Origin of the sequence: Sunxiuqinia dokdonensis (assembly GCF_001270965.1) — a bacterium.
Lineage (GTDB): Bacteria > Bacteroidota > Bacteroidia > Bacteroidales > Prolixibacteraceae > Sunxiuqinia > Sunxiuqinia dokdonensis.
Genome location: NZ_LGIA01000032.1, coordinates 34,911 through 50,708, shown reverse-complemented (window position 1 = coordinate 50,708; position 15,798 = coordinate 34,911). Strand labels below are relative to the sequence as shown.

Below are 15,798 nucleotides of genomic sequence, written 5' to 3'. Positions count from 1 at the left end.
AAAAACAAATACCCCCAGTTAAGTAATGCCGACTTAATGTGGAGACACGAAACCAAGGACGATCTCTATAAGGATATTGCCAATAAAATGGGCAAAACGAAAAACGAATTGATCGCGCTTATTCAATCATTCAAATAGCTTACTTTTAGCTGTTTCTATAGCGAAGTAAAAAACAAAAAACTGTGACCTTTTGGTCGCAGTTTTTTGTTTTGAAACGGTTTGCTGAGAGATCCGCTTTGGACTCGTTTGCCGGATTTTCGACGCAAGGCTGTCTTCTATTCCAAATCAAAGTCATCCCAAGGGAGATCGTCATCCGGATCTTTGTCGAATGGCCCGACACCCGGTGGGTTGAACAAGCCCCAACGATCGATGATGTAGTCCCATTGATCAAATCCGGCAACCCAGTCAATAAAAAGCAAGCGGTATTCTTCTATTAAATCACGAACGAGTTGGTAATACTCCACTTCTTCAAAGCCAAACATCTCCAACGAGTGGTTCTTCACCATCAGATCGCGCGCTGCTTTCCGGATAATGGCAGCCGCTTCCATTTTCAGGTCGTATAAACCTGCGTGATGCGCACCGGCAACTTTTACCGACAATAGCGCCGCATCCGCCAGCATTTCGGCCTTTACATACTGCAGATGCTCATTTTCCTCCGGAATTAAATCCCCGATCCGTTTCACCAGGTCAAAGATCTCTTTCCCTTTTTGGTAGATTGGAAGCTCCTCGACAGGCTGTTCATTTTCGTATTTCATGGTTCGTTTTTAATCAGACTATCAAAAATAGAAATCAGTTACGCAAAAGAAAAATAAACGGGCCGAATGTTGGTTCAGGAGCTAAGCTGGCTAAAGTGACGATCATTCTTTCCTACTTTGAATAATTGTCATATTTTTACGCGCACAATTTTGAACTTGAAAAACAGAAAGAAAAATTTAGAACGACGAGATATGGAAACAAAAAACATGATTGCAAGGACCGAAATGTTGGTAGGCTCCGCACTGCTTCTTTTAATTGCCTACGGACTTTACCTCGGGCACCTGGTTGGTGAGAACGAATTTTGGCATTATGTCAGGGAAGATGGCCCGGCAGAATGGCTGACCACCTTATTCCTATTTGCTTGTAGTTTTATTGGCGTTTACCGGGCCTACAAATTCCGGAAACTGAAGAAGCCACTGTGGATGCTGACCTGGGGAGCGATGGCCTTTTTGTTCTTTTTTGCAGCTGGCGAAGAAATTAGCTGGGGACAACGTATTTTCGGAATCGAAAGCAGCGAATTTTTTCTGGAAAATAACAAACAGGCCGAGACGAATTTGCACAACCTGATTGTTGGGGGGCAAAATATCAACATCCTGATTTTCTCACGCCTCATGTTTGTCGTATTGATCATCTACTTTGTATTTTCCCGCTTACTGGTTTTGAAGGTTCCGGCTATTCGCAGGCTGATTAACCGGTTCCGGGTTCCGCTTCCCAAAAAGCAGCACCTGATTTTGATGGGCGTTTCGACAGTCATGGTACTTCTGATCAGTCTGAAGAAGGAAAGTGAACTGCATGAATTGTCATTTGCGATGGTATTTTTCCTGATTTTCCTCAATCCATACGAAATAGATCAGGATTAATTTCCTGGCGACTATAAATACAAACGACGAAAGTCGCTCCTTGATTTGGGGGCGGCTTTCGTCGTTTTGCGTACAGCCGGATTGCTTGAAGTTCTGCCGGTCGCCTGAAAAATGCACAGTCCTGTCTGACCATCTGGCAGGCGCTTTGGCGTGGAGTACTTTTTGATGCCACTGGATTTTTGTATCTTTTGAACCTGAGAAAAAAGCTATGACAGATAAAGAAGTCCGCAGACAATATACCGAGATTTATAACCGGCTGGCTGAACGAAAACTCAAGCCGGCATTCGATCAATTAAAAAAGCTCATCCACGAAAACAGTTTGGGAATTTTTAGTGATGAATGGCGCGAACTGGATCAAACCTATCATTACATGCTTCAATATACCGTGGAAGGCATTCGGGATCCCGAGCGGCAAAAAATCTACCGGAAGCTGATTGTATCGGCTTTCGAGTTGCTGGATAAGGTCAATGAAACCATTCGCCTCAAATACTCATCATCGCTTGAGTACGAACAAAAGCGAAGTTTTAAAAGCCAGTGGATTGACAATTTTGAATCTTTTTTCACTGAGTTGGAGGCGTTTTATCATTTCGATGAATTACAGGCATTGGCTGAAAACCGCGACCTTGGCACATCCGCAACATCCGAAGCGGCTGGCAAACACCGGCAGCAAATGTTTCGCCTGTTTTACCACTTGTGTTTTCGCGATCAGCTGAGCGCTGAAGAAATCAGTTTTTTGAAGCAATTTTTTGCCAGTCAAACGATCCTTTCGGTGTACAAATCATTTATTGTGACTGCCTTAACACTCAGTTTGAGACGCTGTTTCGATGCCGAAAAATTTAGCATGTTATTCGATGTTTTTGAACAGGACGAACCGGCCATTAATCAGCGGGCATTGGTTGGGCTGTTACTGTCCTTGTATCAATATGACGCGCGAATAGCCTATTATCCGGAAATTACCGGGCGGCTGAAAATCTTAAACGAGAATCCGGCTTTCAAGAAAAACCTGGAACGCATTATTGTCCAGTTGATCCGCAGCAAGGACACTGAAAAAATTCAACAGCGGATTCGCGATGAACTGCTTCCCGAAATGATCAAAATTAGTCCAACATTAAAAGATAAAATCAATCTTGATAGTTTGATGGAAGAGGGCCTTTCGGAAGATAAAAACCCGGAGTGGCAGGATATTTTTAACGATTCTCCCGGCTTGATGGACAAAATGCAAGAGCTATCGGACTTGCAAATGGAAGGAGCCGATGTGTTTTTGGGCTCATTTGCCATGTTAAAATCGTTTCCCTTTTTCAATGAACTGGGCAACTGGTTTGTTCCTTTCTTTCCTGAAAACCCGCAACTTGCCGATGTGCTCGACGTGTCCAACGAAATGAACCGTATGTTTGTTCGTACCATTGCCAATGCACCCGTTTTATGCAATTCTGATAAATACTCGTTTAGCCTGAGTATTCACAACCTACCAAAAGAGAATCGTGAGTTTATGATTCAGGGCCTGAAAGCAGAAATGGAGCAACTGGATGAGTTGGAAAATGAAGACGAACTGACTGATCCCGGGCGAAAGTCAGGAGACATCTCGAATCAGTATATTCAGGATTTGTATCGTTTTTACAAACTACATCCCCGGAAAAATGATTTTGAGGATGTTTTTAATTGGCCGTTCGATTTTCATAACAAAAATACTTTGGGCAGTATTCTGAAAGAAGACGAAAACATGCTTCGAAATATTGCAGAATATTATTTTTCGAAAAATTACTTTGAAGAAGCATCCAATATTTTCAGCTACCTGCTCTCCCTTAAAAAAGACGGTGAACTGCTTCAGAAAATTGCTTTCTGCCATCAAAAACAGGGCAACTTTCAAAAGGCGCTCGAGGCTTATCTCGAAGCTGAATTGTATGAACCCAATCGCTTGTGGAACCTCAAAAAAATTGCGCTGTGCTACCGGAATCTTAAGCAGCCCGATAAGGCGCTGGCGTATTACAAAGAAGCCGAACGCTTGAACGCGGACGACTTAAACAACCAACTCAACGTGGGGCATTGCCTGCTCGAGCTGAACCAGTTTGACGAAGCCCTGAAATGCTATTTTAAGGTGGAATACCTGTCGCCCGGAAACAAGAAAGTCTGGCGTCCTCTAGGTTGGTGCTCGTTTTTGACCGGCAAAAAAGAGCAGGCCGAAAAGTATTTCCTGAAGTTGATTGAAGAAGAACCCAACAGGCACGATTTAATGAACATGGGACACGTGCAGTGGAGCATGGGCCAGCGAAAAGCAGCACTGCAATACTATCAGCAATCTATTTCAGCAACAGGCTTTTCGGAGTCCGAATTCATGGATGTTTTTGAGGAAGATTTGCCCCATTTGCTTCGGCAGGGAATTGACCGGGACGACGTGCCCATCATGCTCGACCAATTACGGTATTTTGTGGAAGAGTAGTGTTCGTATCTTTTAGCTGTAACGACAAAAATGGCGGCGATGAATTTTTCAGCAGTAATATCATATGTCATTGTGATATGAATTTAAATTTGTATTATTGTCGTGTCAAACTTTATATTAAAGAGAATTTAAATTCAGGAGACGTCGGGGATGAATAAAGTTAATCTAGACCTTAGTTCAAAAAAAACGGTTGTTATTGTCGAAGATAATGATTTGCTCAGTAAGGTGCTGGAGTATCGCATGGAGAAGGATGGCTTTCAGGTGGAAGTTTTTAATAACGGCGAGGAAGCCATTGAATTTTTAAGCTCCAATTCTTTTGATCTGTTAATAACAGACTTGTACATGCCGTTTATGAATGGAAGCGAACTCATTAAGTATGTCAGGAATAATATATCGGCAACCGTTCCAATCATGGCCATTTCGTCAACACATGAAGAAGATGTGATTGGCAATATTTTCAATATTGGGGCTAATGATTTCATTGTTAAACCTTTTCGGGCGGGTGAATTAAGTGTCCGCATTAAACGATTGATCCGATAATTGCGATTTTAGATTTTTGTGGGACGGGAAGTGAATGTGAAGTAGGCAGATAAAAATTTAAGATGAAGAAGTTTAAATGGGTGTTTTTGAGGGGAGGAATCTTCGTTGTTATTTTTTCTTTATTTTTCGGATGGGGACAAATTCAAGAGATTCAGGCTGCAATTAATTTTACGGAACCGGAGTATCCATTTCTTGAGGATGTTCCGTCTGGGCTATCTTTCGATCGTGAGCTAGCATTAACTGAAGCTGCGGAAATTGAAGCACGGCTAACGCTTCTCGGTGTCGGGTCGCAGGATTTAATTAAAAATTTATCGGAGTTTTTCAGAAGCTTAGCGGGTGATTTCTTTTCTTTTGTAGATAAAATTTCGCTCGGGTACAGCTTGCTTTTTTACCTGGCTCTATTTGCCATTTTTTTCCTTTTGAATATTACATCCGTTGTCATTGTTGTCATTATTTCAAACTGGATTTTCAATCGAAGAGCGATTTACCACAAGTACAAACGGAAGGAAATCATTGAGATCGTTTCACCCTATTTCTACGATGATTTAGAAGATCATGAAGCAGCCGGGATTGTTGAAACGCTAACCCAGTACAAATCATTAAAGGACAAGCAGATTATTATTGATGTTTTGATCGAAGGGAAGCGAAACTTTACCGGTGAGGGTTCAATCAAGATCAAGGCTTTGTATCAAGTGCTGCAACTGCATAAGGTGTCGTTGCACAAAATTAAGTATGGTAGTTGGTACCGTCGCTCTGTTGGCTTACGCGAATTGGCTTTTCTTGGAAGAAGAGCCTATAAAACAGAAATTGAAAAATACATCAACGATAACCATCAGTACGTGCGGACAGAAGCTATTCTTTCTTACATGTTGCTGGATGACGTTAATCCGTTTGGCTTTCTGATGGACTTAAAATACTCGTTTGTCCGATGGGATTCGCTGAGCATCTACTATACGATGTATTTCAATGGAATTGAACCGCCCCCAATGGCTCACATGTTAAACCACTCGGATTTGCAGGTGCGCCTGTTTCTGTTGCGAATGATCTCTATTTACAACCAATTGGATGCTGTCCGCGAAGTTGCAAAATGCTTGTTGGACGAGCATGCGGAAGTGAGGCAGGAAGCGGTGATTACGCTCAGGGCCTTGGAGTATTACCGGATCAAAGTGCTAATGAAAAACCGCTATATCAATGAATGTCAGCCGGTCCGGTTGGAGATTCTTCGTTCAATGAAGCATTTTATTGAAGATGACGATATCTCCTTTATTGAAGAACGTGTGCGCAAGGGATCATTTGACGAAGTTTTTGAAGCGGTCAAGCTGCTCTATAAATTCTCGGGTTACGGCGAACAAAGGCTTTGGTTGCTGGACGAAGAGTTGGAAGGAAGAATTGCCGTATTTATCAAACATGTGGCTGAACCAAGAAATAAACATGTAGCATGATTAAACTATTCCTGATTGTCCTTGAGTATATCTTTCTCCTGTATGCGATTCTGATTGTCGTTCATTATTTGATTTTGGCTATTGTTGCGCTTTTCGAACTGCGAAAAGTAGTCCGGGAAAATAAGCTGGCTCAATATAAATCATTGATGGTATACGACCGGGTTCCCAGTGTTTCGATCGTGGCCCCGGCATTCAACGAAGAAAAGACCATTGTTGAGAATATTAACGGTTTATTGCACTTGCGCTATTCAAAATACGAAATCATTGTTGTCAATGACGGCAGCAAGGATGAAACCCTGCAAACAGCTATTGATGCATTTGACTTGGTAAAAGTTGATTTTGCTCTGGATTCTGTGATTGATTGTAAACAAATTCGAGGTATCTACCGATCAAACCTGGAAACCTATTCCAACTTAATCATTGTTGACAAAGAAAACGGCGGCAAGTCGGATGCTTTAAATGCCGGCATCAGCATTGCCAAAGGGGAGTATTTTATGACCATTGATGTGGATACCATCATCGATCCTTACGTCATTCAATACCTGATAAAACCGTTTCTGGAATATTCCGATTCGAAAGTGATCGCCACCGGCGGTACCATTCGTGTGGCCAATTCCTGCGAATTCCGGAAGGGACATTTGATCAATGTCAATATACCTAGAAACTTTCTGGCCCGTTTCCAGGTACTGGAATACAACAGAGCCTTTCTGCTTTCGCGCCTGGCCTGGAAAAAGCTGAATGGAATGATTCTCATCTCTGGTGCGTTGGGCATGTTCGACCGCGAACTGGTTTTGAAATGCGGCGGTTACAGTACCAAAACGGTTGGCGAAGATATGGACCTGATCATCCGAATGCGCAAATACATGTACGATCGCGACGAAAAGCACCACGTCATTTTGGTGCCACATCCGATGAGTTGGACCGAAGTGCCCGAAGACTGGAGGGTGTTTGGCAGGCAACGTACCCGCTGGACCCGTGGGCTAATTGATTGTATGATTAACCACCGTAAAATGTGGTTTAATCCCCGTTACAAGACTGTTGGAATGATGAGTATGCCAACCACCGTGCTCTATGAGTGGTTTGCACCCGTGATCCAAACACTCGGGATCTTTTATTTCACCTACCTGGTGATGATTGATCATGTCAACTGGCCATTCTTCCTGATTCTTCTGCTTTTTGTTTACCTCTTTGGAATAGCATTTTCAACCTGGGCAATTATATGCGATCATTTCGCTTATCACAAATACACCAAAACTAGTCATATTGTAAAGCTATTGTTTATCGCATGGATTGAAGCTTTTACGTTTAATCTGGTGAACAGCTTCTTTTCGTTAAAAGGAAACTTTGAGTATTTCATTAAGAAGAACCGAAATGGTTGGGGAAATATGGCTCGAACGGGGTTTGTAACGATCAAAAAGCCATAGCGTTTACCGCTCGCTGTTGTAACGCACGGTATATTGAAACATACACGATAATAAAGATCAAGATTGAAAATTTATACGAATGAAACGAACATGTTGCTCCGCACACAAACACGAATGAAAATAACTTCAGCAACATGTGAGTTCCATCAGCCCATTAAAAAACAAATTATTTACTGATGAAATCAGAAGGACGAAATAACAAGCTATTTAAAAATGCGACTCACTGGTTTGGTGGATACGCCGTTGTTTTACTAAGCTTGCTGCTGTTGCTGCGAATCTTCGAGATTTTCAGCGGTCAGGTCTCGCAGCTGCTTCCGGCTGAAGGAGCATGGAGGTATTATGCCAGCGCATTTTATACTGATTTGATTTTCTGGCTTTTTATCATGCCTATACTTTTTGTCATTTTTCTGGCCTGTTTTAGTTTGTCGGTTCGGATGGCCAGGTTTGTTGCTGTCACCCTATTTAGTTTGGTGGTGCTGGTACACGGCATGCTCGGACATTATTTCTCCACTGCTTTAAATCCACTTGGAGCCGATCTTTTTCATTATTCACTTCAGGACATCCGCCAGACTGCCGGAGCGGCAATCAGTGGTCCGGTAGCCATCGGGCTGATCATTGGAATTGTGCTGATCGTTCTTGTCTTTGTTTTTCTCCCACGGCACCTGAAATTACCTGTGAAGCTGACGTATAGCCTTTTGGCTGTCAGTATAGCAAGCTTCTTTTTTGCTGGGATAGCTCCTGCCAAACCCAGTGCGGGATTTGGATCCGAGTTTATCGATAATTCAGTGATAAACAAGTCTGCCTTTTTCTACGGCGATACTTTTTATCATCTTGCTGATTGGGAGCGGGAAGAGAGTCTTCCCTTATTTGCTGATGCTTTTTTAGGATATGATGGTCAATCGAGACAGCAATGGCCGAACAAGTTTGCCTATCCTGATCCTAATCAATTTCCTTTCCTTCATGAAAAAAACAGTGTTGATGTGTTTTCATCATTCCTGAAAAAAAATGATACGCCACCAGATCTGGTCATGATTATTGTTGAAGGGCTTGGACGCGCATTTAGCAACGAAGATGCCTACATGGGAAGTTTTACGCCTTTTTTGGATTCCCTGTCCAACCATAGTATGTATTGGGAAAATTGCCTGAGTACCAGCGGCCGTACCTTTGCTGTATTACCTTCCTTGCTGGCTTCGCTGCCGTTTGGCGAGCATGGTTTTGCTGAAATGGGAGAGACGATGCCTCCGCATCAAAGTTTGATTAATTTGTTGCAACGCAATGGATATCACTCCAGGTTTATGTATGCCGGTGATTCTGAGTTCGACAAAATGAACCTGTTTATGCAACAACAGGGATGCGATGAGATTATAGACAAAACAAACTTTGGGGACGGTTATGAGTTGTTGCCGGCCAATGCCTCCGGATTTTCCTGGGGATATGGCGACTTTGAGCTCTATCGTCGCTTTTTCAATACATTGGAGCTTGCTGATGACCACCGCCCCAGTGTGAATGTTTTATTAACCGTTGCGACGCACAGTCCATTCCAGGTCAATAATCAGGAACAGTATCAGGAACAATTCCAACAGATTTTACCGAGCCTCGGACTTGATGAGCGAATGGAGGCCTTGTGCCGGGCATACCAGCAGCAGCTCGAAACTGTTTTGTACATGGATGATGCATTGAGAAGTTTTTTTGAGGGCTATCGGAAACGGGAATCTTTTGAGAATACGATTTTCATTATAACAGGTGATCACCGGATGCCGGATATTCCAATGGCTACGAAAATTGACCGGTACCACGTACCATTAATCGTGTATTCGCCCTTGATTGAACGGCCGACAAAATTTTCTTCCGTGGTTTCGCACTTTGATGTTACCCCAAGTTTGACCGCTTTTTTTGAAAGTGAATTTGATTTTGATCTACCCGAACTTGCCTGTTGGATGGGCGTAGGGCTGGATTCAACACTGGCATTTTCCAACAAAAGCACGTTTCCGCTCATGCAAACCAAAACAGCCATCAGCGACTTGGTTTCCGGTGAATACTTTCTTAATGAAGAGAAAATCTATCGCATGGGGCCACATATGACTTTGATTGAAGAAGATGACGCGGAACTGGCTGACCGTTTGAGGATGGATTTGCAGAGTTTCAAAAATAAAAATACGCGGTTTGTACAAGAGCGAAGACTGTATCCGGATTCACTGCTTCCGGGCTACACACCGCCAACGGTTCAATTGGATTAACCCGGAAAAACAGGAAAGAAATGAACAGAATAATCTCCATAACATTTGTGCTCTTTTGGTTTGCTTCACTGGGAGCAACGCTACAAGTTACTGCACAGGATTATACTTCGGACGAGCTATTCGTGCTCGCCCGGCAGGCCGCGTTTGACGAAGATGATTACCCAAAGGCAATAACGCTCTCGAAACAGGCGCTTGAAATAAGCCCCGATTATAGTGACATTCGAATCTTTTTGGGGCGGATTTATACCTGGACTGATCGGGTGGAGGAGGCCCGTGAAGCGTTTCGCTACGTTTTGGAACGTTATCCGGGACACGAGGACGCCTCCATGGCGATCACCGATTTGGAGTATTGGAATGACAATGATCAAACGGCTTTGGAATATTGCAACAAAGGTTTGTCGGAGCATCCCGGGTCAGAAGGACTGTTGTTGAAAAAGACCAGAATTTTGAATAACATGAAACGGTTTGATGAGGCCTACCAGGTCGCTGAAAACTTGGTCGAGCGTTATCCCAAAAACCAGGATGCCCGCTCACTCTTGGGCAACATCCGTTATGATTCGGCAAAAAACAAGATCGGCATTTCACATGATTTCAGTTGGTTTAATCAGAAATATCCCGATCATTTGCACGACAGTCCCTGGCATATTGTTGGAATTGACTACGGACATTACACCAAGATTGGTTCTGTTATTGGCCGCGTCAATTGGGGAGAACGTTTTGGCAATTCAGCTTTTCAATACGAAATTGATGCGTATCCAGGTTTGGCTAAAAATATCTACGCTTATATGAATGTCGGCTTCTCCGATCAATCGGCTGTTTTCCCCCGGTTTAGAGCTGGCTTGTCGCTGTATTTTAGCTTGCCTAAAAGCTTTGAAGCTGAGGCCGGAACTCGCTTTCTGCGTTTTAGCGGTGATACCTGGATTTATGTGGCCAGTGTTGCCAAGTACTACAAAAACTACTGGTTTAACCTAAAAACTTACCTGGTTCCGGGAAATCAGGACATATCGCACTCTTACACCATGACCACCCGCTACTATTTTGGCGGGGCTGACGACTATTGGAAATTTAGTTTTGGCTATGGCTTGTCGCCCGATGACGCTATTTCGGTCCAGAGCTACGTAAGCGATTACCGGCTCAAATCCGCCCATGTTGGCTTTGGGCTTCGGAAAAGCATAAAAAGGTTTAACGTGATTGGGCTTTCCGCATCTTTTATCAACCAGGAGTTTCAGAAGGACCAGAAAGGCAATCAGATCAATACTTCTGTTACCTACATCCGTAAATTCTAGGAATATGATGTTATCGTTTGTCAAACAGGTTCGAAAAAGAGTCTTTTTTGGGGTTCTAGCAGGCATAATTATTCTGTTCCCTTTGGTTATTCTCCTGATCATGAAAGTGAACTGGAAAGTAACGCCTGCAAAAATCGTCAAGGTGGCTTATGTCGATAAAACAGATGCTTCCGACAAACGCCTGGCCCACAACGCTTTCTTTTGGGTGCTTCAAAACCAACAAATTAGAAAACAGGATGGAACAGCTTATGACAAAACAAGAGACTATTGGGGTGTACTTTCCGACAAAACCGGAGGCTACCAATTCAACGATCTCAGTCAATTGTCGCCGCAACAACTGGATTCATTAAGCCGGCAAACCGATGTGCTGATGTTTGCCGATACTTACGGTGTTTATGCTTCTGAAAAGGAAAGCGAAGGGCCAAAATTGATTTACGGGGGGCTGAGTTCCGGCGACCTGTCGCTTTTTCGAAAGATGAAAAAAGAAGGCAAAACCGTTATTGCTGAGTTTAATATCCTCCAAGCGCCCACTTCGAGGGCAGTTCGCCGGCAGTTTGAGGAAGAAGCCGGCCTGCATTGGACCGGATGGTCAGGAAAATATTTTGAGTCTTTGAGTGGCGATAGCGAAAAGTTGCCGGCCTGGGTGATTCATTCTTATAATGAAAATTACAGTGAGCCATGGGATTATAGCGGGGAGGGGATTGTCTTGGTCAACGAAGATGGACGCATGGTGGTTTTATCTGAACAGCACGACCTGAACACCGCAATGCCTCAGATAAAAACCTTTGGTTATGGTGTGAACCAACTGGAGCTACCCCGCTTGCAGGAATTTCGGTATTGGTTTGATGTGATTGAGTACAATGATTCGATCAACCATGCTATCTCAGCTTACCAAATCGACCTGACAGAGCAAGGAAAAACGAAATTAAACCAGCTCGGAATCTCGGATCGCTTCCCGGCCGTGTTGATGCATCGGGCCCAGGATTATTCGTTCTATTATTTGTGTGGCGACTATAGTAGCGAACCGATTTCCATGGCAACGAGCCGTTTCAAGGGAATCCACCATTTCAGTTCGATCTTGAAAGGGAGGAAAGGGACGTTTGGCGAAGACGAATTCTTTTATCGTTTCTACTTTCCCTTGATGCGTCATATTCTACAAGACCATGATCGTTTTAAACCTTAATATGAGATTATTCTACTTTCTGATTCTCTTTCCAATTTCATTGATCAGCTTAGCTCAAAAGGTGCAAAGTCCGGTTGAGTTTTCTGGCTGTAATTTCACGGCGGTGGCACACCGGGGCTATTCTGAATTTTATCCTGAAAACACCTTACTTGCAATCGAAGAGGCCTTTAAGCGGGGAATCAAGTATTGCGAGGTTGATGTGGCTGTTTCCAGCGACGGGGTATACGTGCTGCATCATGATCCCTACACTGTTACGCGAACCACCAAAGGCGAAGGTACTGTCGTTGAGAACTCGTTTGCACAACTTGCAGCAATGGATGCAGGCGATTGGAAAGCCGGCTTTTTTAAAGGGGTAACCGTGCCATCTTTAGTAGAAGCTCTGAAAATTGCACAGAAATACGATGCGTTTCTTTACCTCGATGTGAAGGATTTTGATGCGGCAGCTTTGGCCCGCACACTGGCTGATGCCCAGGTGGATCCGAGCCGGATGATGCCGGCGATTACAAGCTTGGAACGAGCAGCTGAATTCCGGCAGCATTGCCCTGACTCGCCTTGGGTGTGGTTTGGCGCTGATCCTACCGACCCCAATGACCAAAGTTGGTTTGAGCAACGGGTAGCTTTGGGATGCCGGGTTTTCGAACTATCCGATGATGATTTGTTAGCCAATTTAGAATGGACTTCAGCGTTTATCAATCAGGCTCATGACCTTGGGGCTGCTGTTTGGGCTTACACCGTGAACAACGAACACCTGATTAAACAACTGGCGGACCTTGGTGTCGATGGCGTGGAAACCGACCGGCCTTATGTGGCCCAGCTCTATGTTTGTGGTCATGATCCCGTGTCAACTTATCCCAAAGCGGAAACCACCGGAAACTGGGATTTTAAACAACGTAACTTTGAAAATACAGGTATTGGCTCGCGGTTAAAGAGTTTTGTGGGAGAAGGAGGACAAGTTCAACCCGTTGAGTTTGGATTAACAAGTGATTTTGGTATTTCGAAAATTGCGGGGAAAGATACAGTCGTGGCTAAAATTCCGGCTTACGATCCAAACAACGGCTTGTTTGCTTACGATAATTTTATGATGGAAGATTCCGGCGCTGTGGATTTCAGCTACACGGTGATCATGGATATTTTGATTGAAGCAAAGGACAGCGGCAGCTATATTAGCCTGATTCAGACCAGTCCTGACAATTTAAATGATGCCGATTTTTTTATTGCCCCCGATGCCAGCATGGGAACCTATGGCGAATATCATGGTGAGTTTAGCTTTGATGAATGGCACCGGGTCGTATTTGTGCACGATGGCAATTTGGTGCGAAAATACCTGGATGGCAATCACCTTGGCGATGTCGAAGTTACAGGATCGCGGTGGACCGTATTCAACAATATGGCTTATCACGGAAAACATGGCTTGTTGTTTTTTTCCGATGATGATTTTGAAACGGCCCAAATTTATGCCAGTGCCCTTCAGTTGCGGAATTATGTCCTCTCGCCATCTGAAATTTCGGCCTTGGGTGGAGTAAAAGCCCATGGAATACCAACGAATAACAAGAAAGTGTTTTCAAGCGGAATAGCTGACCTGAAAAGCGAACTTGTGGACTGGGAACAACAGACAATCTTTATAAAACAAGCCGGCGGAAGCGCATCTTCAGCAGTCTCTTATCAATTAAAGCTCAGCTACGGCGCAACGACAAGCATCCCTGAAAGCGGTGTATTCGACTTCAGCGATGGCGAACAAACTTTTCAGGCAATAGCGGCTGATGGCTCTTCCACGAGCTGGACGATTCATCGCCTCCTCACAGTTGGGGTGAATGATTTGGGCAACAAAACCACGGCGCTGGTTTATCCCAATCCGTTCGAGCATCATTTGAAAGTGAAACTGGAAAAGTCGGCCCATTTGGAGCTCATCAACACGATGGGGCAGGTGTTGCTCCGGAAGGAGCTGCTGGCAGGTGAAAACATCGTGACTATTGGTGACTTGCCCCCGGGAACGTATCTTTACCGAATCCGAAGTAAGGATGGCTATTCAACGAATGGAGTTCTTCTGAAATCAAACTAGGGTTGTGCAATCTGCCAGATCCGGCATGAGATAACTGTAAAGATTATATCTGTTGACAACGAAAAACGCAAAAAACACAAAAAAGAAATACGTCTTCGACATAACTTGTCCGGCTTGTCCCGGCGAAAACGGGATCTTTTTGACGGATTAAAAATTGCTTTGCAATTTTTCTTTTCGTGTTTTTCGGGATTAGGATTAATGACTTCATCATTGTCTCTATTTTTGTGCGTTTCGCGCATTTCGTTGTTTAAATATGGGGAAATGGGAATTTTGTCGTACACTCAAATGACAATAATTGACCAAGAATGACTATCAATGTCAATAAATTAAACGTATGAAATATCACTGCTTATTTTTCGCTTTGTTGTTTGTTTCAATCGCAGAAGCTCAGTCAGTTGGGGCCGCATTTTCTATTTCAGATGAAGTTGCTGACCGGCCGGAAATCGTTTTGCCCGACAGTATATCGTCTTTCAAGTCAGGTAGTTATTCGCTTTCGCAATACCAAATTGAAGGAGCGGATGAAGTTCAGGTGTTGGATGTTCAGCGGGATAAAGGCTACTATTCCATCCTGCAAATTAATTCGCCTGAAAAAACACCCTTTGAATCAACTTTGGCGCTGATGAACGAATCGGATTCGATGGGTGTGGAGTTTCTTGATCTGTACAACCAAAACTACTCGTCAGAGCGTCAGTTTGGCATCCGGTTGCAGAAAAGGGGGAAAGGCACTTTCAAACCGTTTGTGATCGATTTTTCGGACGGAACAAAAAAGACGAAAGTTTTTCAGACTACCGGCGATCAGCTCAGTACCTTTTACGGAAAGTTGGAAGTGGCCGGTAATTTTCTCTCCGTTCAGGGAAAAGGAAGTGGTTATTCTTTCTCAGCACTGGAGCTGAAAAGTGATGAGGAAATACCAAAGCTTTGGCAGATTTCGCACAAACAAGATGTTCTCCATGCCTTATCTTTTTCCTATTATGATGGCGATGCCTGGAAATTTCCGTTGATGATTTCGGAGAAGGGAAATACCTTGGTTGGCTCGATCGATGATCTGGAGAATGCCCGCTTGCAGGTGACCGGAACGTCGTATTTTAATGGAAACGTGCAGCTTGACGATGCAAACCTGCTGCTCACTGGCCGTGATAGCCGGATTTTATTTGAAGCGGCAAAGGACAGTCACGGAAAAAGTTCGGTGACAAGTTTCCTGGGTCTTGACTCGGAAAATGGAGATGTGCTGCTTGGGAATATGGATACGAATTCCGTCGAAAGTGAATCCGTTTCAATCTTGGTTTCGGGCGAAACAGGTGATGTTTTTATTGGTGCCGATCGCTCGCATGAAAAGTTACGGGCGGTTGGAAATATTCACGCTGCCGACGTGATCCTGGATTCCTCCCTGATGTTGAACGGCGAATGGCCGGACGAATTGAAAGAACTAAGCGAAATGATAAAATCGGCTGGGGATGAGCTAAGTCTGGTTCTGCTAAACCGCTTACTACTTGATAAAATAGCAGAACTCAGCCTGAAACTTAATTCGTTGGAGCAACGGATGCAGGAGCTGGAGCGGTAAATGAGTATCTCCA

Annotated in this window: 11 protein-coding genes; 10 read left to right on the top strand and 1 reads right to left on the bottom strand. The window is 43.9% G+C overall.

Annotated elements, in window-relative coordinates; translation table 11 throughout:
* Positions 1-275: 275 nt before the first annotated feature.
* Entirely contained in the window at positions 276-755 is a 480-nt protein-coding gene (locus tag NC99_RS03970) for a hypothetical protein (protein ID WP_053180095.1), read from the bottom strand.
* Between the two features lie 192 nt (positions 756-947).
* Here NC99_RS03970 and NC99_RS03965 point away from each other — a divergent pair, with 192 nt between their 5' ends.
* The 10 genes from NC99_RS03965 to NC99_RS03915 all read left to right on the top strand — a co-directional run bounded on the left by NC99_RS03965 (position 948) and on the right by NC99_RS03915 (position 15,785).
* Positions 948-1,616 carry a hypothetical protein gene (locus NC99_RS03965; protein WP_053180092.1) on the top strand — a complete coding sequence of 223 codons (669 nt, stop codon included), beginning with the start codon at positions 948-950 and terminating at the stop codon, positions 1,614-1,616.
* 208 nt (positions 1,617-1,824) lie between these two features.
* Positions 1,825-4,053: a tetratricopeptide repeat protein gene (locus NC99_RS03960; RefSeq protein WP_053180091.1), complete on the top strand. Its 2,229-nt coding sequence runs from the start codon at positions 1,825-1,827 to the stop codon at positions 4,051-4,053.
* A 150-nt stretch (positions 4,054-4,203) separates the two neighbouring features.
* Positions 4,204-4,593 carry a response regulator transcription factor gene (locus NC99_RS03955; protein ID WP_053180089.1) on the top strand — a complete coding sequence of 130 codons (390 nt, stop codon included), beginning with the start codon at positions 4,204-4,206 and terminating at the stop codon, positions 4,591-4,593.
* Positions 4,594-4,655: 62 nt separating this feature from the next.
* Positions 4,656-6,035 (top strand): HEAT repeat domain-containing protein, encoded by a 1,380-nt coding sequence (locus NC99_RS03950; protein ID WP_053180087.1) that lies wholly within the window; start codon positions 4,656-4,658, stop codon positions 6,033-6,035.
* Complete coding sequence (locus NC99_RS03945) at positions 6,032-7,459, top strand: glycosyltransferase family 2 protein (RefSeq protein WP_053180085.1); 1,428 nt, start codon at positions 6,032-6,034, stop codon at positions 7,457-7,459. The genes NC99_RS03950 and NC99_RS03945 overlap by 4 nt, the downstream gene beginning before the upstream one ends.
* 176 nt (positions 7,460-7,635) lie before the next feature.
* Positions 7,636-9,696 carry an LTA synthase family protein gene (locus NC99_RS03940; protein WP_053180082.1) on the top strand — a complete coding sequence of 687 codons (2,061 nt, stop codon included), beginning with the start codon at positions 7,636-7,638 and terminating at the stop codon, positions 9,694-9,696.
* A 20-nt stretch (positions 9,697-9,716) separates the two neighbouring features.
* Complete coding sequence (locus NC99_RS03935) at positions 9,717-10,982, top strand: YaiO family outer membrane beta-barrel protein (protein WP_053180080.1); 1,266 nt, start codon at positions 9,717-9,719, stop codon at positions 10,980-10,982.
* Between the two features lie 100 nt (positions 10,983-11,082).
* On the top strand, positions 11,083-12,165 hold the full coding sequence (locus NC99_RS03930) for a hypothetical protein (protein ID WP_162231137.1): 1,083 nt from the start codon (positions 11,083-11,085) through the stop codon (positions 12,163-12,165).
* Position 12,166: 1 nt separating this feature from the next.
* A complete protein-coding gene (locus tag NC99_RS03925; RefSeq protein ID WP_053180076.1) occupies positions 12,167-14,224 on the top strand; it encodes a glycerophosphodiester phosphodiesterase family protein in 2,058 nt (685 codons plus the stop codon).
* A gap of 334 nt (positions 14,225-14,558) precedes the next feature.
* Positions 14,559-15,785: a hypothetical protein gene (locus NC99_RS03915; protein ID WP_157624424.1), complete on the top strand. Its 1,227-nt coding sequence runs from the start codon at positions 14,559-14,561 to the stop codon at positions 15,783-15,785.
* Positions 15,786-15,798 lie beyond the last annotated feature (13 nt).